This is a genomic window from Clostridioides sp. ZZV15-6383 (assembly GCF_020657735.1).
Taxonomy (GTDB): Bacteria; Bacillota; Clostridia; order Peptostreptococcales; family Peptostreptococcaceae; genus Clostridioides; species Clostridioides difficile_D.
This window is the reverse complement of sequence record NZ_JAGWCV010000025.1, coordinates 13,150-29,544: the sequence shown is the minus strand read 5'-3', so window position 1 is coordinate 29,544 and position 16,395 is coordinate 13,150. Positions and strand designations below refer to the sequence as shown.

The window sequence follows — 16,395 nt, the reverse complement described above, 5'->3', positions numbered from 1 at the left end:
GTGACGTATAATGGATAGATTTTTTGTTGAAAAAAATAATATAAATCTACAAGATAGAACTTGCACTATAGAAGGTGAAGATGTAAAACACATTTCAAAAGTTTTAAGATACAAGCCAGGTGAGAAACTTGAGATATGTGACAAGAGTAATAATGAGTATATTTGTGAGATAATGAATATAGATAAAAGTGTAGTTAATTTAAATATTTTAGAAAAGGTTGATATAAATAGAGAATCAGAACTTAAAATAAGACTATATCAAGGACTTCCAAAAGCTCCAAAAATGGAGATGATACTTCAAAAATTAACTGAAGTGGGTGTAGAAGAAATAATATTAGTTCAAACTAAGAGAAGTGTTGCTAAAGTTGATGACAAAAAAGAAGATAAAAAATTTGAACGTTGGGAAAGAATAATTTATGAAGCAGCAAAGCAAAGTAAAAGAGGCAAGATACCAAAATTAAGAGGTGTTTTAAGTTTTAAAGAAGCTTTAGAAGATATGAAAAAAAATAATACAAGTATTTGCCCTTATGAAAATGAAAGAACAGTTTCAATAAAACATGCACTTAAAAAATGTGATTCTAATGTAGACAGCGTTGGAATTTTTATAGGTCCAGAAGGTGGATTTTCTGAAGAAGAGATAGAACAAGTGCAAAATAATAATTGTAGTGTTGTATCATTAGGGCCTAGAATATTGAGAACTGAGACAGCTTCTGTTGTAGCATCAACGATAGCTTTGTATGAGCTAAGTGATTTAGGAGGAGAAAAATAAATTGAAAAAAGTAGCTTTTTATACACTTGGGTGTAAAGTCAATCAATATGAAACGGAAGCTATGCTAGAACTATTTGAAAAAGATGGTTATGAACAAGTTAATAGTGAAGAATATGCTGACGTTTATGTTATAAATACATGTACAGTTACTCACATGAGTGATAGAAAATCTCGTCAATACATAAGACGAGTTAAGAAAAAAAATCCAGATGCAATAATAGCCGTAGTGGGATGCTATTCTCAAGTATCACCAGAAGAAATTTTGGATATAGAAGAAGTAAATCTAGTCATGGGTACAAATGACAGAAGAACGATTGTTGAAGAAATTAAAAAGATAGATGCAAACAAAAAAGTTAGTACGGTTGATGATATAATGAAAGTTAAAGCTTTTGAAGAAATAGAAATCAGCCAAACTAATGGAAAGACTAGAGCATTTATGAAAATACAAGATGGATGTGACAGATTTTGTACTTATTGTATCATTCCTTATGCCCGAGGACGCGTTAGAAGTAGAGATATTGATAGTATAGTCTATGAGGTAAAAAAATTGGCTAATAATGGCTATAAAGAGGTCGTATTAACAGGAATACATGTTGCCTCTTATGGAAAAGATTTAAAGGATAAGGATATTAAACTTCTTGATGTAATAAAACAAATAAATGAAATAGAAGAAATAGAAAGAATTAGACTTAGCTCTGTTGAACCAATTTTATTTACAGATGAATTTGTGAATGAAGTTTTAAAGATGGATAAAGTTTGTCCTCATTACCATCTATCGCTTCAAAGTGGATGTGATGAAACTTTAAAAAGAATGAATAGACGATATACAACTTTAGAGTACAAAACTATTGTAGACAGATTGAGAAGTAAAATGCCAGATGTTGCAATAACTACAGATGTAATAGTAGGATTCCCAGGAGAGACAAATGAAGAATTTAAAAAAACATATGAGTTTTTGAAAGAAATAGAGCTTTCACAAATGCATATTTTTAAATATTCACCAAGAAAAGGAACTCCAGCTGCAACTATGGAAAATCAAGTTGACCCTCAAATGAAGCATTTTAGAAGTGAACAACTTTTAAATTTAAGTAAAGTAAATTTTAATAAATTTGCAACTAAATTTATTGGTCGCGAGTTAGATGTTTTATTTGAACAAAATCTAGAGGGCAATAAATACGAAGGATTAACTTCAAATTATATAAGAGTTGTTGTTGAAAGTGACAAAAATATACAAGGTCAGATATTAAAAGTAAAAATAAATGATGTAAAAGATGAATATGTAGAAGGAATTTTGCTATAACATGTAGAAATTATAACATTTAGTAAGATAGGAGGTGGAAAAAAATGGATTGTATTTTTTGTAAAATAGCGAACGGAGAAATACCTTCAACTAAAGTTTATGAAGATGATAGAGTCTTAGCATTTAACGACTTGAACCCAGTTGCTCCATATCATATATTAGTTGTACCTAAAAAACATTATGATAGTGTAATTGATATTCCTGATAAAGAGATGGACATTGTGTCACATATTCATGTTGTTATTAATAAAATAGCTAAAGAGAAAGGTTTTGACCAAACTGGATTCAGAATCATAAATAATTGTGGAAGTGATGGAGGGCAAGAAGTTAAGCATTTGCACTATCATATTTTAGCTGGTAAAAAGCTTCCTAATTACGAAGCGGGACAAAACTAAACTAAATTATTGAAAAATTGAGTTTCTTCTTGATAAAAATACTTGATAAAAGTAAAAATTTAGTTTATAATAAACAAAGTGTTAGGTTGTAATGCATATTATGCAAAAAGAACATAGTTACAGTCCCAGCATAATTGCGCTATTGGAGGGAGGGAAAAAGAAATGTCAGAAGTAAGAGTTAGAGAAAATGAAACATTAGACAGCGCTTTAAGAAGATTCAAGCGTCAATGTGCAATGTCTGGCATCATGTCAGAAGTGAGAAAAAGAGAGCACTATGATAAGCCAAGCGTTAAGCGTAAGAAAAAAGCTGAAGCAGCAAGAAGAAAAAACGCTAAGAAATAGTAGTAAATAAGAATAAAGAGGTGAAGGGGATGTCCCTTAAGCAGAAGTTACAAGAGGATTTGAAATCTTCGATGAAAAACAAAGATACAGTGAGAAAATCTGTAGTAACTTTAATAAGAGCTTCTATAAAGCAGTATGAGGTTGATAATAGGGTCGAGCTTGATGAAGATGGAATTATCGATGTAATAGCAAAGCAATTAAAGCAACGTAGAGATGCATTAGTTGAATTTGAAAAAGCTGGAAGAGAAGACTTAATAAAAGAAACAGAAGTTGAAATTGAAGTTTTAAAAGAGTACCTACCTCAACAATTAAGCGAAGAAGAGTTAGAAGAAATTGTAAAATCTACTATATCTGAAGTAGGAGCAACTTCTATGAAGGATATGGGAAAAATAATGTCAGTTATCCAACCAAAAGTTAAAGGAAGAGCTGACGGAAAACTTATAAATAAGTTGGTAAAACAAAACTTACAATAGATTGATATAGCCTAGAGAGAAATCTCTAGGCTTTTTATAGTTTTTGGGAATAACAAGTCATATTTGAGCATATCTATAATCAAAGAAAATTTTGAAAGAAGGGGAAAAATTTGATTATATCAGTAAAAGAGATTAGGAATTTTTTGATAAACATATTGATACCATTAATAATAGGTTACTTAAGTAGTATTTTAACAATGATTATTAGTGGAACAGATATTTCAACCTATTATTTACAACTCACAAAGCCAAGCTTTGCACCACCAGCTTTTATATTTCCAATAGTTTGGACTATATTGTACATACTGATGGGTATATCTTCATACATAATATTAAGAAAGGGTTATAACTTACCTAAAGTAAGAGATGCAATTTTTTATTATGGGTTACAACTTGTGCTAAACTTTGTTTGGAGTATACTATTTTTTGGGTTTGGACTTAGATTTACAGCTTTAATAGATATAATAATAATGATTTTGGTTTCTATAATAACCATTTCTAAGTTTTCTAAAATAGATAAGAGAGCTGGATACATAAATTTGGTATATTTGATGTGGCTTGTTTATGCAGGATTTTTGAATTATTTTATATGGTTTATTAATAAATAGAATGTAAAGGTTTTGTAAATTACCCTGTACTTTTAATAATATCACACCAAATAAAAAATAAATAGACTATTAAAAATAATCATTTTCATATACAATAATATTAATTTAAATATAATAAATTTATAAAAGTTGTATTTAAAGATTAACATATTAAAGTATTAGAATTGGAAAGGCTTGAAGGGAGAGGTTTTTATGCAAATAATAGTATCTGGGAGACAAATGAAATTAACTGACGGAATAAAAGGATACGTAGATGGAAAATTAAGTAGGTTAGAAAAATACCTTGATCCTGAATCAGAAGTGAAAGTAACAGTAAGTGCGAAAAAGGATAGACAAAAAGTGGAGGTTACAATAATTCCTGTTAGTGGGCAAATAATAAGAGCAGAAGATGTGGAAGATGATTTATATGCAGCGATTGATATTGTTTGTGACAAATTAAGTAGACAAGTTGTCAAGTATAAAACTAAAGTTAAAGACAAAAATCAAAATAATAAGAGCATAAGATTTGAAAATGTTGACTTTATAGATAATAGCAATGAATTTGATGATTATGATTATGATGAAGAAGATAAAAATATAGTTATAGAAAGAAGAAAGAAATTTAATGTAAAACCTATGAGCTCAGAAGAAGCAATACTTCAAATGGAATTGGTAGGACACAATTTCTATATGTTTAGAAATCAAGATAATTTTGAAATAAACATAGTGTATAAGCGTAAAGCTGGTGGATATGGTTTAATAGAACAAGACTAATAAAAATTGTATACGTTTAGATTTTATATAAGAAAAATAAAAAGGTAATTATATTGATTTTTTATCAATATGATTACCTTTTTATTGTTTAAATAATATATTAAATATTAGGTATTATTGTATAAAAATTTTAAAACTAATCTATTGCAACATCAATAAAGTGCATAAATACCTATTTCAAGCATAAAATTAATTAAGGGGGTAATGCTTATGTTAGAAATATCCACTGATTTACAAGTAAATCAACCAGTTATTACTGTTACAAGTAATACGTTTATGAGTATAGAAAATTATCTATCAATATTAGAATATGAAGTTGATTTAATAAGAATAAAGACTAAAGTTAAAACAATTAAAATATCTGGGGATAAACTATCACTTAAGTATATTACTGATAGTGAGATAGGTATAAAAGGAATTATTTACAATGTTGAGTATGTTGATTAGGAGGAGATACACTTGATAAGTTTTATAAGGGGATACTATGTTATAGTTGTGGAAGGAGTAGGACTCGAACAATTTTTAAATCATCTTATAAGAAATGGGATAAGTGTTTACAATGCAACTAGAATAAAAAATACTAAAATGGAGTTTCATATAGATAGACAAGATATAAAAGAGTTTAAGAATATTTATAGAGGAAGTAAGTTTGATATAAAGGTAAAGCAAAAAACAGGGGTTCCTTTTATTATCAAAAGAATTTATAAGCACAAAGGTATGTGGATTTGTGCTGTTGTATCTTTATTTTTATTGATGTCAACATCACAGTTCGTGACAGATGTATATATACAATCTCCTGAAGGGATAAAAAAAGAAGCTCTTAGAAGTGAGCTTTACAAGGTTGGAGTAAGACCAGGAGTATATAAGAAGAGTATTGATAGAAAAGAAGTTAGAGACCATATGATGTCAAAATTTAATGATGTGGCATATTTATCCATTAATGTAAAAGGAACAAATATATTTGTTACTGTTACAAAAAAGGCGGAATCCCTAAAATCTACAGACCAATCAAATTATTGTAATGTAATTGCTTTAAAAAATGGTATAATAGAAAAGGTAATCCCTAGAAGTGGTAAATCTGTCATTAAATCTGGAGATATAGTCCAAAAGGGAGATGTCTTGTTAAATGGAGCTAATACAAAATCAATACCAGAAGTATGGGCAAGTACTTTTTATGAATCTACAAAAAAGGCAAGTTATGTAGATATTGTAAACAAAAAGACTGGAGAAAAGAAAAATATATATACGTTAAGTTTTTATGATAAAGAGTTCACAATGAGAAAAAATATAAAATATAAAGATTATATTGTTGAAAATAAAGAAAAAAAACTATCAATAGGAGACTATACTTTTCCGATAAAGATAAAGACGAGTACTTTTTATGAAACAAAAAAAGTAGAAGTGAAAAGGAATAAAGAAGAGTTAAAAAAAGAATTATCTGAAAAAGCTTTAAAAGAGTTAGAATACATAATCCCAGCTTCGGCTAGAATAATAGATGTAAAACATAACTTTAAGGTTAATAAAAATATGTTAGAATATTTAATAACAGTTCAAACTAGTGAAAATATTGCTAAAATTTATCCTCTTAGTAAATCAGAAGCAGAAAGGTTTATAAAGGAAGAAAGTAAACCAAAAGAAGGCGAAGAGGAAGTTCCTTCTAATCCAGAAAAAAGGCCATTGAATGATATAAGAAATGAATTTGATGAGGATAATAAGGATAATAAAGACCAAAACAGTTCTGATGAAAATAATAGTAATCAAAATAGTAATAATAGTCAAAATAATAATAGCAATAATAACTAATAAACTTAAACTTAAACTTAAAATCTTAGGAGGACTAATTCAATTGATAATACAAAAGAAATTTACAATAGCAGATGGTAATTTTGAAAGAGAGTTATTTGGTAACTTTGATGAAAATGTAAAATTAATAGAAAAAACTTTAAATATAGATGTGATACTTAGAGAAGGTAATATAATTTTAATTGGAGAAGAAAAGAATGTAGATTCTGCATTAAAACTTATGAATGAATTACATCAGACTGTATCAAATGGTAAACATTTAGATAAACAGAGTATTTCTTATTCATTGTCTCTTTTACTTGAAGGTAGTGAACAAAAAATAAAAGAACTTGAGGGAACAATTGTCATAACTCAAAGAGGTAAAGCTGTTCAACCTAAAACTTTAGGTCAAAAAGAATATATAAAACTTATAGAAAATAATGATATAACTTTTGGCGTTGGACCTGCTGGAACAGGAAAGACTTATCTTGCCGTTGCTATGGCAGTAAAAGCTTTTAAAAGAGATGAAGTTAGTAGAATTATACTTACAAGACCAGCTGTGGAAGCTGGAGAGAGTTTAGGTTTTTTGCCAGGAGATTTAAAGGACAAAGTTGACCCATACTTAAGACCATTATACGATGCACTATTTGAAATGTTAGGTGCTGATAAATTTAATAAATATTTAGAAAGAGGTACTATTGAGGTTGCTCCACTTGCATTTATGAGAGGTAGAACCCTTGACAATTCATTTATAATATTAGATGAAGCTCAAAATACTACTTCTGAACAAATGAAAATGTTTTTAACTAGACTAGGATTTGGTTCTAAAGCTGTAGTTACAGGTGATGTAACACAAACAGACTTACCACAAAATAAGAAGAGTGGTCTAATACAGGCTACAGAGATTCTTAAAGGAGTTCCAGGAATTGGGTCTATAATGTTAACTGATAGAGATGTTGTAAGACATGAGTTAGTACAGAGAATAATAAGAGCTTATGAGAAGCATGATAAAAGAGAAGAATTTAAAAAAGAAGAACGTAAAAAAGCGAAAATACAGGAAAAGACTTTCAAAAGAAAGTAAAAGTGTAGTAATATAGATATATAGCATTATTAATGAATAAAAAGTAGGTGTAGTTAATGGATTTGATATTAGATGATAGACAAGATAAATTAGAAGTAAACGAGGAGTTAATTGAAAAGATAAAGGATATAATCTTAGAATGTTTAGATTATGAAGGATATGATGATAATTATGAAGTGAGTCTTTCTTTTGTAGATAATAAAGAGATTCATGAATTAAATAGAGAATATAGAGGAGTTGATAGAGTGACTGATGTTTTATCATTTCCTCTTTTAAGTGATGATTTTGATGATGTTGAGTTAGAAGAAGAATCTCTAGGTGATATAGTAATATCTCTTGAAAGAGCCTTAGAACAGAGTATAGAGTACAATCATAGTTTTGAAAGAGAAGTATGTTTTTTAATATGTCATAGTATGTTTCATCTTTTAGGTTATGACCACGATACAGATGAAAATACAAAAGAAATGAGAGAAAAAGAAGAACACATATTGAATAAGTTAAACATAACAAGGGAGTAGTTTTTATGAAACCAGGAAAAGCTCGTCAAGGTATAATTAAAGCATTTAATGCAGCTATAGAAGGGATATTGTATACATTTAAATTTGAAAGAAACATGAAAATACATTATTTAGGTTCAGTTGCTGTTCTTATAATAAGTTTGTTTTTTAACTTTTCAAAATTAGAAATGATAATGTTGCTTATGTCCATATGTTTAGTTGTAGTTGCGGAGATGTTTAATACAGCTATAGAAAAAGCTGTTGATTTAGTAACTGATGAATATCATGTGCTTGCTAAGATAGCAAAAGATGTTGCGGCTGGTGGTGTTCTAGTAGCAGCACTAAACTCAGTAGTAGTTGGATATATTTTGTTTTATGATAAATTGACGGATATATCTGGGATATTAATTTATAAAATAAGAGAATCAGAATTACATATAACCTTGATATGTATATTATTGGTTCTTATAGCTGTTGTAGTTGTAAAAGCATTGACTTCTACAGGTACTCCTTTAAAAGGAGGAATGCCAAGTGGTCATGCTGCTTTAGCATTTGCTATAGCAACTGCAATTACACTTATGACTGAAAGAGTTGTTGCATCTACTCTTGCATATATAATGGCTGTATTAGTTGCCCAAAGTAGGATTGAAGGAAAAATACATACATTTTGGGAGACTATAGCTGGAGCTTTATTAGGTGTGCTGATAGCTATATTAGTATTTCAGCTTGGAATGTTCTATAATTAAAATAAATGTACATAAAATATTTAAAATAAAACAAATCTGTGCTAATTAAAATTTTATGATATAATGTAGAGTATTAAATAAAAATAACTTTTAATTATTGTATACAGGAGGAGATGTTGTGGATAACATAGAATTGTTAAAGTTGGCAGAAGATGCCAGACAACATTCTTATGCTCCTTACTCAGGTTTTAGAGTGGGTGCAGCTCTTTTAACTAAGAGTGGTAAAGTTTATACTGGATGTAATATAGAATGTGCATCATTAGGTGGAACAAATTGTGCAGAAAGAACAGCCATTTTTAAAGCAATATCAGAAGGTGATAAAGATATCTATAAAATAGCTATAGCAAGTGATAACTCAGAAAATAATGAGCAAACATATCCATGTGGAATATGCAGGCAGGTAATTATAGAGTTTGGCTCTGATATAAAAATAATAACAGGATATACTAAAGGAGAGGTGTTTGAGCATGATATAAAGGATTTGTTGCCAAACTATTTCTCTGGAAATGATTTAAAATAAATTTAATGTGATTAAAACAAGAAGATAAAAAAGTTAGGAGACAGTTAATGTTCAAATCAGGTTTTGTCAGTATAGTTGGTAGACCAAATGTAGGAAAATCTACTTTAATGAATAATGTAGTTGGAGAAAAAATAGCTATAATGAGTGATAAGCCTCAAACTACAAGAAATACAATACAAGCAGTATATACAGATGAAGAATCTCAGATAGTATTTTTAGATACACCAGGTATTCACAAACCAAAAAATAAATTAGGTGAATTTATGGTAAAGGCAGCAACAGAAGCCTTTAAAAATGTAGATTTAATATTATTTGTGGTTGATGATTCTAAAAAAATAGGTCCTGGAGATAGAAAGATAATAGAGGACTTAAGAGGTGTCAAAACACCAATAATTATAGTTGTAAACAAAATAGACCAACTAGACCAAAAAGATGAATTATTTGATATAATCAAAATGTATGATAATGAGGGGCTTTTTAAAGAAATAGTACCAATATCAGCATTAAAAGGAAAGAATACGGATACCCTAATAAAAGTTATACAAAACTATTTAGAAGAAGGACCAAAGTATTTTCCAGATTATATGATTACAGACCAGCCAGAGAGGGTATTAATAGCAGAACTTATAAGAGAAAAAGTTCTTCACTATCTTAATGATGAAATACCTCATGGTGTAGCTGTTGAAATTGAAAAAATGAAAGCAAGAAATGATAAAGAAATAGTAGATGTATCTGCTGTAATATATTGTGAAAGAGATTCACATAAGGGAATAATAATAGGGAAAAATGGTAGGAAACTAAAAGGAATAGGTAAATCAGCAAGACAAGATATAGAATTACTTTTAGGTTCACAAATAAATCTTCAATTATGGGTTAAAGTCAAAGAAAATTGGAGAAATTTACAAAATTATATAAATAATTTTGGATATAATGATAAATAAAGGTGGGTTATATGGATAGGAAACTGGATGCTTCCCAAGATTTATTATATGAAGTAAAATCATTAATTGATAATAATAAAGTATTGGAGTTAAGAGAATTAATAGAGGAATATCATATAATTGATATATTCGATATAATGGAAAATTTAGAGGAAGACATGAAAATTCAATTGTTTGAAGTACTTCCTTTAGATATGGCATCTTCTATATTAGAAGAAGGTAGTGTAGAGTTTTTTATTAGTATTTTATCTAAGTTGGATGTAGAACACTCAAAAAATATACTTGAACTTATGTCTCTTGGGGACATGGCAGACAAGTTAAGTGAGCTTGAAGAAGAAGAAAGAGAACACATAATAAATCTTTTAAATCAAGAGAATGCTGATTATGTAAAAGAGCTATTATTCTATGATGAAGATTCTGCTGGTGGAACAATGACTACTGGATATATTTCTATAAATAAAGATATGACAGCTCTTGAGGCGATAGACCATATGAGAGAAGAAGCTGAAGAAGCCGAAACTATTTATTATATATATGTAGTTGATGATGAAGAAAAACTAGTTGGAGTATTGTCATTAAGAGAATTAATAATAGCTAGAGATGCAAATATAGTAGAAGATTTGATGAGTGAAAATATAATCTCTGTTTATGTAGATGAAGATAGAGAAGAAGCAGTAAGATTAGTATCTAAATACAATTTAATAGCAATTCCAGTAGTGGATAGACAAGAAAAATTAAAAGGAATAATAACAGTAGATGATATAATCGATGTAATGGAAGAAGAAGCAACTGAAGATATGTATAAGTTTGCAGGAAGTTCAGAACATGAAAGAGAAGTTGCTGAAAAAGAAAACCCTACATTGAAAGAGCAGACAATATCAGCACTTAGAGGAAGATTACCTTGGTTAATTATTACATTAATAGGAGGATTGTTGGCTTCGTTAATACTTTCTAACTTAGACTATATAATGAACCCTGTATATGCTCCATTAGTATTTTTTATACCAGTAGTAATTGGTATGGGTGGAAATATTGGAACTCAATCATCAGCTGTTACAGTAATAACATTGTCTAATAAAGATTTGAATTTTAGTAATGTGGTTAGAGAAGCTATTGTAGGAATTATTACAGGTCTTTTGTGTAGTATAATAACAGGTATTATAATTTACTTTGTTATGAGAAAGTTAGACATTGTATTAATTGTTTCAATATCATTATTTATAAATATGGTTTTGGGTGCAACAATAGGTGCGTTTATGCCTGTTTTATTAAAAAAAATGGATGCAGACCCATCTACAGTTTCATCACCAATTATATCTACAGCTCTTGATATAACTGGCATAGCAGTTTACATTATAATAACAACAGCATTATTGTCAAAAATTGTTTAATAACTTTATGTATGATTTATCCTCTTCTTACTAAAAATATAAGTATAAATGTAAGAAGGGGGTTTTTTAAAAATGAACAATATCAGTTGGGAAGTTTTTAAAAAAACAGGTAGTATAGATGCATATTTATATTTCTGTGATTGCAAAAACATACATGAAGAAATTGAAGAAGTAAGGGAGAAAAAAGAAGACGATGATAATCCTGAACACCCAGGGGATAGTACTTAAAGCTATAAGGTATAAGGAAAGTGATATAATACTTACACTATTTACAAGGAAGCTTGGAAAGATATCTGCAATAGCAAAAGGAGCCAAAAAAAATAAGAGCTCTTTACTTTCATCATCACAGTTATTTTCTTATAGCAATTTTACCTTAAAAAAACAAGGTAATATGTACAAGGTTACTCAAAGCGAAATAATAAAAAGTTTTTATAATATATCCTACGATATAGAGGCATTTTCTTATGCTACATATATTACAAAATTAGTTGAGAATTCTATACTTGAAAATCAGACTAATAATAGGTTATTTATATTACTTGCGCAGACGCTGTATTTGTATACACAGGAGAATACAGATAATAGGTTTATAACAGTAGCATTCGAGTTAAAATTTTTAGACTATATAGGATTTAAACCTATAGTGAATAAATGCATTAATTGTAAATGTAAAATTTTGCAAAATTCTGTGTTTAATATCTACGAAGGTGGTATACTATGTAGTAAGTGTAGCAAACTTTTTGATAATAATATAAAATTAGACTTAACAACTATAAGTCTTATGGAATATGTATTAAGGAATGATATTTTAACATGTAGTAAAGCTAAAGTATCAAAATATATAACACATGAGCTTGAGAATATTCTAGACAAGTATTTGAAAGTTTATGTTGATAATATTAATTTTAAATCATTACACGTATTACAAAGTGTAAAAAATAATAAGGGAGTGGATAATGATGAGTAGTAATATAACTATTGAAATGGTTGATTCAGTCTTTGAAAGAGTTCCAGGAGCAACTTATGCAGAAGCAAAAGAGGCATTAGTAATATGCGATGGAGATGTAATTGAAGCAGTAATATATTTAGAAAATAAAAAAAATACTTGTAATTGTAAAGCAAAATCTGCTAAAGAAACTATGGAAGAAGTATTTGGTAAAGATGGAGAAAATATAAAATTTCAACTAAAAGAGCTTCTTAGAAAAAGTAGTGTAGTAAGAGTAATAATTGAAAAAGATGGAAAAACTATGATGAACATTCCTTTAACAGTTGGAGTTGTTGGATTAGCTTTTGTACCATTAGCTACTTTAGTTGGTCTATCAGCTGCCGTTATAAGTAAATATCGTATAAAAGTTCAAAATGAAGAAGATGGAGAAATTGTAGATTTAGGTGAATTGAATGAAGAAAAACTTCATGTTTTGAAGAATATGATAACTAATGCAGCTAAAGATGTGAAGGATGTAGTAGTTGATAAAAAAGAAGATGACAAAGATGTAACTGATGACCTTATGAAAGAAGAATTTGAAAAGAATAAAGAAGACGAAGACGAAAATAAATAGATATAAAGTGACTTTTAAAAAATGAAGAGAAGATAATTATGAGAATTATCGCTAACATTGACAAATTTTATAGAATTTGATATTCTAAAAGTTGTAAAAGAACTATTAAAATAGCCTTTCGTGTAGACGAGAGGCTTTATTGTTATAGGAGGGATTTTTATGAATTTTCAAGAGATGATACTGGCGTTGCAAAAATACTGGTCAAAGCAAGGTTGTATCATGATGCAACCTTATGATATTGAAAAAGGTGCGGGAACTATGAACCCTAATACTTTTTTAAGATCATTAGGACCTGAACCTTGGCAAGTATGTTATGTAGAGCCTTCAAGAAGACCAGCAGATGGAAGATATGGTGAAAACCCAAACAGGCTATATCAACATCATCAGTTCCAAGTTATACTAAAACCATCTCCAGATAATATACAAGAGTTATATTTGGAAAGTTTAAAAGAAATTGGAATTGACCCAAGTGAGCATGATATAAGATTTGTTGAAGATAACTGGGAAGCTGCTACAGTTGGTGCTTGGGGACTTGGATGGGAAGTTTGGCTAGATGGTATGGAAATAACTCAATTTACGTATTTTCAACAAGTAGGTAATATTGAATGTGAGCTTGAAACAGGAGAAATTACATATGGATTAGAAAGATTAGCTATGTATATTCAAGAAGTTGATAGTGTTTATGATTTAAAATGGAATGATAAAATAACTTATGGTGAAGTATTTAATAAAGCTGAGTATGAAAATTCAATGTATGCGTTTGAATTATGTGACGCAGATATGTTGTTTAATCTATTTGATATATATGAAAAAGAAGCATTAAGACTTATGGAAAATGGACTTGTAATACCTTCATATGATTATGTGTTAAAATGCTCTCATGCATTTAATACATTGGATGCAAGAGGTGCAATAGGAGTTAGTCAAAGAGCTTCATTTATAGGTAGAGTTAGAAATATGGCAAAGACTGTTGCAGAAACTTTTGTAAAACAAAGAGAAGAAATGGAATTCCCTCTTTTAAAGGACGGTGACAAATAATGAAAAATTATCTTTTATTTGAAATCGGTGTTGAAGAAATGCCATCAAGATTTGTAGGCAGCACACTAGAACAATTAAAAAACAATCTTAATAAATTACTTGATGAAAATAGAATATCTTTTGATAAAGTAAATGCATATGGGACACCAAGAAGATTGACTTTAGTAGTTGAAGGATTAAGTGATAAACAAAATGATTTAGAAGAAGAAATAAAAGGTCCTGCTAAGAAAATTGCTGTTGATGCAGAAAATAATTTAACAAAACCAGCTTTAGGATTTATAAAAAGCAAAGGGTTAAGTGAATCTGATATATACTTTAAACAAGTTGGAAAAGACGAATACATCTTTGCTACTATAAAGCAAGATGGAAAAGAAACTTCAGAAGTATTAAAAGATATATTACCAGAAACTATAAAATCTGTAGTATTCCCAAAAGCTATGCGTTGGGGAGGAAAAAATCTTAAATTTGCAAGACCTATAAGATGGATAGTCACATTATTAAATGATAAAGTATTAGAGTTTGATTTAGAAGGAATAATATCTTCTAATATAACAAAAGGTCATAGATTTTTAGGAGAAAGTACAATAGAAGTCAATTCTATAGAAGATTATTTTGAAAAATTAGAAAAAAATTATATAGTTTTAGACCAAAATAAGAGAAAAGAAATTATAAGAAAACAATGTATAGAAGTTGCAAATTCTTTGGGTGGAGAAGTTGAATTTGATGAAGATTTACTTGAAGAGGTAACTTACTTAGTTGAATATCCAACTGCTTTTTATGGAGAATTTAATGTAGATTATATAAAACTACCAAAAGAAGTTGTTATAACTCCTATGAAACAACATCAAAGATATTTCCCAGTACTTAAAGATGGAAAACTGTTACCTAACTTTATAGCTGTTAGAAATGGTAATTCTTACAGAATAGACAATGTTAAAGCTGGAAACGAAAAGGTTTTAGAAGCAAGACTTGCAGATGCTTTATTTTTCTATAGAGAAGATACTAAGAGAAACTTAGAAAGCTACATAGAAAAATTAAAAACTGTTGTATTCCAAGTAAAACTAGGAACTATTTATGATAAAACCTTAAGACTTGAAAAATTAAGTGCTGATATACTTGATAGCTTAGGTTTAGTAGATGAAAAGGAAGATACTATAAGGGCTGCTAAATTATCTAAGGCAGATTTAGTTACTGGAATGGTAGGAGAATTTGACGAATTACAAGGTTTTATGGGAAAAGAATATGCAAAAGTTGGAGGAGAAAATGAGGTTGTAAGTGAAGCTATTTTTGAACATTATCTTCCAAGATTTGCAGGAGATATACTTCCTAAGACTAATGCAGGGGTTGCCTTATCAATAGCTGATAAGTTGGATTCAATAGCAGGTTTCTTCGCTATAGGTATACAACCAACAGGTTCTCAAGACCCATATGCTTTAAGAAGACAAGCCTTAGGTATATTAAGTATACTTATGGATAGAAAAGTTGCTGTAGATATAAAAGTACTTATTGAACATGCTTTAGATAATTACTCTGAATTAGATTTTAATAAAGAAGAAGTTGTTGAACAAATAATGAATTTCTTCAATGAGAGAGTAAAAAATCTATTTAAAGATTTAGGAATAAGATATGATGTTGTTGATGCTGTTTTAAGTTCTGATATAAATGATGTTTCTGATATGCACATGAGAGCTTTAGAGCTTAATAATTGGTTGGAAAAAGATGAATTAGTTGAGATGCTTACTGCATTTAATAGAGTTTCTACTTTAGCTCAAAAAGCAGAAAGTGATAAAGTTAACGAAACTTTATTAAAAGAGGATGCTGAAATTAAACTTTACAATGAATTTAAACAAGTAAAGATAAAAGTTAAGGAATTATTAAAAGATAAGAAATATGGTATTGCTTTAGATGAATTTGCATCTTTAAGACCAGTAGTTGATAATTTATTTGATACAGTTATGGTCATGGATAATGATGAAGCTATCAAGAACAATAGACTTGCTTTACTTAAACAAGTATATGATACTATGCTAGAAATTTGTGATTTATCTAAAATTGTTTATAAATAAAATTTAAACTATTTATAAGAAATAAGGCTGTCTCAAAATAGAGATAGTCTTATTTTTCATTGTTGAGATGATGAAAATATATTTGATTTCATAGAAAAAGAGTGTCTCATAAACTAAAAAGTTCATTTTGAGAC

The 16,395-nt window shown here is 28.8% G+C and carries 20 protein-coding genes; all 20 read left to right on the top strand.

Annotation, left to right across the window (positions count from 1 at the left end; translation table 11 throughout):
* Window positions 1-10 precede the first annotated feature (10 nt).
* The 20 genes from KGF42_RS10785 to glyS all read left to right on the top strand — a co-directional run bounded on the left by KGF42_RS10785 (window position 11) and on the right by glyS (window position 16,261).
* Window positions 11-769 carry a 16S rRNA (uracil(1498)-N(3))-methyltransferase gene (locus tag KGF42_RS10785; protein WP_054274450.1) on the top strand — a complete coding sequence of 253 codons (759 nt, stop codon included), beginning with the start codon at window positions 11-13 and terminating at the stop codon, window positions 767-769.
* Between the two features lies 1 nt (window position 770).
* Window positions 771-2,069 (top strand): tRNA (N(6)-L-threonylcarbamoyladenosine(37)-C(2))-methylthiotransferase MtaB, encoded by a 1,299-nt coding sequence (gene mtaB / locus KGF42_RS10780; protein WP_227826301.1) that lies wholly within the window; start codon window positions 771-773, stop codon window positions 2,067-2,069.
* Between the two features lie 44 nt (window positions 2,070-2,113).
* Window positions 2,114-2,464 (top strand): histidine triad nucleotide-binding protein, encoded by a 351-nt coding sequence (locus KGF42_RS10775; protein ID WP_054271054.1) that lies wholly within the window; start codon window positions 2,114-2,116, stop codon window positions 2,462-2,464.
* Between the two features lie 162 nt (window positions 2,465-2,626).
* Window positions 2,627-2,806, top strand: coding sequence for a 30S ribosomal protein S21 (gene rpsU / locus KGF42_RS10770; protein ID WP_003416618.1), 180 nt, complete (start codon window positions 2,627-2,629; stop codon window positions 2,804-2,806).
* 29 nt (window positions 2,807-2,835) lie between these two features.
* Window positions 2,836-3,279, top strand: a complete 444-nt coding sequence (locus tag KGF42_RS10765) for a GatB/YqeY domain-containing protein (protein WP_054274448.1) — start codon at window positions 2,836-2,838, stop codon at window positions 3,277-3,279.
* Between the two features lie 110 nt (window positions 3,280-3,389).
* Window positions 3,390-3,887 (top strand): TspO/MBR family protein, encoded by a 498-nt coding sequence (locus tag KGF42_RS10760; RefSeq protein ID WP_227821234.1) that lies wholly within the window; start codon window positions 3,390-3,392, stop codon window positions 3,885-3,887.
* A 192-nt stretch (window positions 3,888-4,079) separates the two neighbouring features.
* On the top strand, window positions 4,080-4,640 hold the full coding sequence (gene hpf / locus KGF42_RS10755) for a ribosome hibernation-promoting factor, HPF/YfiA family (RefSeq protein WP_227821235.1): 561 nt from the start codon (window positions 4,080-4,082) through the stop codon (window positions 4,638-4,640).
* A gap of 210 nt (window positions 4,641-4,850) precedes the next feature.
* Window positions 4,851-5,087, top strand: a complete 237-nt coding sequence (locus KGF42_RS10750) for a YabP/YqfC family sporulation protein (protein WP_054274445.1) — start codon at window positions 4,851-4,853, stop codon at window positions 5,085-5,087.
* A gap of 12 nt (window positions 5,088-5,099) precedes the next feature.
* Window positions 5,100-6,443, top strand: a complete 1,344-nt coding sequence (yqfD, locus tag KGF42_RS10745) for a sporulation protein YqfD (RefSeq protein ID WP_227826300.1) — start codon at window positions 5,100-5,102, stop codon at window positions 6,441-6,443.
* Window positions 6,382-7,503 (top strand): PhoH family protein, encoded by a 1,122-nt coding sequence (locus KGF42_RS10740; RefSeq protein ID WP_227826299.1) that lies wholly within the window; start codon window positions 6,382-6,384, stop codon window positions 7,501-7,503. Before yqfD ends, KGF42_RS10740 begins: the two co-directional genes overlap by 62 nt.
* 56 nt (window positions 7,504-7,559) lie before the next feature.
* Entirely contained in the window at window positions 7,560-8,021 is a 462-nt protein-coding gene (gene ybeY, locus KGF42_RS10735; protein ID WP_227821237.1) for an rRNA maturation RNase YbeY, read from the top strand.
* Window positions 8,022-8,026: 5 nt separating this feature from the next.
* Window positions 8,027-8,746, top strand: a complete 720-nt coding sequence (locus KGF42_RS10730) for a diacylglycerol kinase (RefSeq protein WP_054274442.1) — start codon at window positions 8,027-8,029, stop codon at window positions 8,744-8,746.
* Between the two features lie 118 nt (window positions 8,747-8,864).
* Window positions 8,865-9,266: a cytidine deaminase gene (locus KGF42_RS10725; protein ID WP_054274441.1), complete on the top strand. Its 402-nt coding sequence runs from the start codon at window positions 8,865-8,867 to the stop codon at window positions 9,264-9,266.
* Between the two features lie 47 nt (window positions 9,267-9,313).
* Window positions 9,314-10,207: a GTPase Era gene (gene era / locus KGF42_RS10720; RefSeq protein WP_227821238.1), complete on the top strand. Its 894-nt coding sequence runs from the start codon at window positions 9,314-9,316 to the stop codon at window positions 10,205-10,207.
* Between the two features lie 11 nt (window positions 10,208-10,218).
* On the top strand, window positions 10,219-11,598 hold the full coding sequence (mgtE, locus tag KGF42_RS10715) for a magnesium transporter (RefSeq protein WP_227826298.1): 1,380 nt from the start codon (window positions 10,219-10,221) through the stop codon (window positions 11,596-11,598).
* A 72-nt stretch (window positions 11,599-11,670) separates the two neighbouring features.
* Window positions 11,671-11,826 carry a YqzL family protein gene (locus tag KGF42_RS10710; RefSeq protein ID WP_003416649.1) on the top strand — a complete coding sequence of 52 codons (156 nt, stop codon included), beginning with the start codon at window positions 11,671-11,673 and terminating at the stop codon, window positions 11,824-11,826.
* Window positions 11,792-12,565 carry a DNA repair protein RecO gene (gene recO / locus KGF42_RS10705; RefSeq protein WP_054274438.1) on the top strand — a complete coding sequence of 258 codons (774 nt, stop codon included), beginning with the start codon at window positions 11,792-11,794 and terminating at the stop codon, window positions 12,563-12,565. Before KGF42_RS10710 ends, recO begins: the two co-directional genes overlap by 35 nt.
* Window positions 12,558-13,157: a DUF4342 domain-containing protein gene (locus tag KGF42_RS10700; RefSeq protein ID WP_199856142.1), complete on the top strand. Its 600-nt coding sequence runs from the start codon at window positions 12,558-12,560 to the stop codon at window positions 13,155-13,157. The genes recO and KGF42_RS10700 overlap by 8 nt, the downstream gene beginning before the upstream one ends.
* A 159-nt stretch (window positions 13,158-13,316) precedes the next feature.
* Window positions 13,317-14,195, top strand: coding sequence for a glycine--tRNA ligase subunit alpha (gene glyQ / locus KGF42_RS10695; RefSeq protein WP_227826297.1), 879 nt, complete (start codon window positions 13,317-13,319; stop codon window positions 14,193-14,195).
* Window positions 14,195-16,261, top strand: a complete 2,067-nt coding sequence (gene glyS, locus KGF42_RS10690; protein WP_227826296.1) for a glycine--tRNA ligase subunit beta — start codon at window positions 14,195-14,197, stop codon at window positions 16,259-16,261. The genes glyQ and glyS overlap by 1 nt, the downstream gene beginning before the upstream one ends.
* Window positions 16,262-16,395: the final 134 nt, after the last annotated feature.

What these genes read in the sequence shown, in the direction of transcription:
- glyQ (WP_227826297.1), top strand. Translation starts at nt 13,317, where the DNA reads ATGAATTTTCAAGAGATGATACTGGCGTTGCAAAAATACTGGTCAAAG.
- KGF42_RS10785 (WP_054274450.1), top strand. Translation starts at nt 11, where the DNA reads ATGGATAGATTTTTTGTTGAAAAAAATAATATAAATCTACAAGATAGA.
- mgtE (WP_227826298.1), top strand. Translation starts at nt 10,219, where the DNA reads ATGGATAGGAAACTGGATGCTTCCCAAGATTTATTATATGAAGTAAAA.
- glyS (WP_227826296.1), top strand. Translation starts at nt 14,195, where the DNA reads ATGAAAAATTATCTTTTATTTGAAATCGGTGTTGAAGAAATGCCATCA.
- KGF42_RS10775 (WP_054271054.1), top strand. Translation starts at nt 2,114, where the DNA reads ATGGATTGTATTTTTTGTAAAATAGCGAACGGAGAAATACCTTCAACT.
- era (WP_227821238.1), top strand. Translation starts at nt 9,314, where the DNA reads ATGTTCAAATCAGGTTTTGTCAGTATAGTTGGTAGACCAAATGTAGGA.
- recO (WP_054274438.1), top strand. Translation starts at nt 11,792, where the DNA reads ATGATAATCCTGAACACCCAGGGGATAGTACTTAAAGCTATAAGGTAT.
- KGF42_RS10710 (WP_003416649.1), top strand. Translation starts at nt 11,671, where the DNA reads ATGAACAATATCAGTTGGGAAGTTTTTAAAAAAACAGGTAGTATAGAT.
- KGF42_RS10700 (WP_199856142.1), top strand. Translation starts at nt 12,558, where the DNA reads ATGAGTAGTAATATAACTATTGAAATGGTTGATTCAGTCTTTGAAAGA.
- rpsU (WP_003416618.1), top strand. Translation starts at nt 2,627, where the DNA reads ATGTCAGAAGTAAGAGTTAGAGAAAATGAAACATTAGACAGCGCTTTA.
- KGF42_RS10740 (WP_227826299.1), top strand. Translation starts at nt 6,382, where the DNA reads ATGAAAATAATAGTAATCAAAATAGTAATAATAGTCAAAATAATAATA.
- ybeY (WP_227821237.1), top strand. Translation starts at nt 7,560, where the DNA reads ATGGATTTGATATTAGATGATAGACAAGATAAATTAGAAGTAAACGAG.
- hpf (WP_227821235.1), top strand. Translation starts at nt 4,080, where the DNA reads ATGCAAATAATAGTATCTGGGAGACAAATGAAATTAACTGACGGAATA.
- KGF42_RS10730 (WP_054274442.1), top strand. Translation starts at nt 8,027, where the DNA reads ATGAAACCAGGAAAAGCTCGTCAAGGTATAATTAAAGCATTTAATGCA.
- KGF42_RS10765 (WP_054274448.1), top strand. Translation starts at nt 2,836, where the DNA reads ATGTCCCTTAAGCAGAAGTTACAAGAGGATTTGAAATCTTCGATGAAA.
- KGF42_RS10750 (WP_054274445.1), top strand. Translation starts at nt 4,851, where the DNA reads ATGTTAGAAATATCCACTGATTTACAAGTAAATCAACCAGTTATTACT.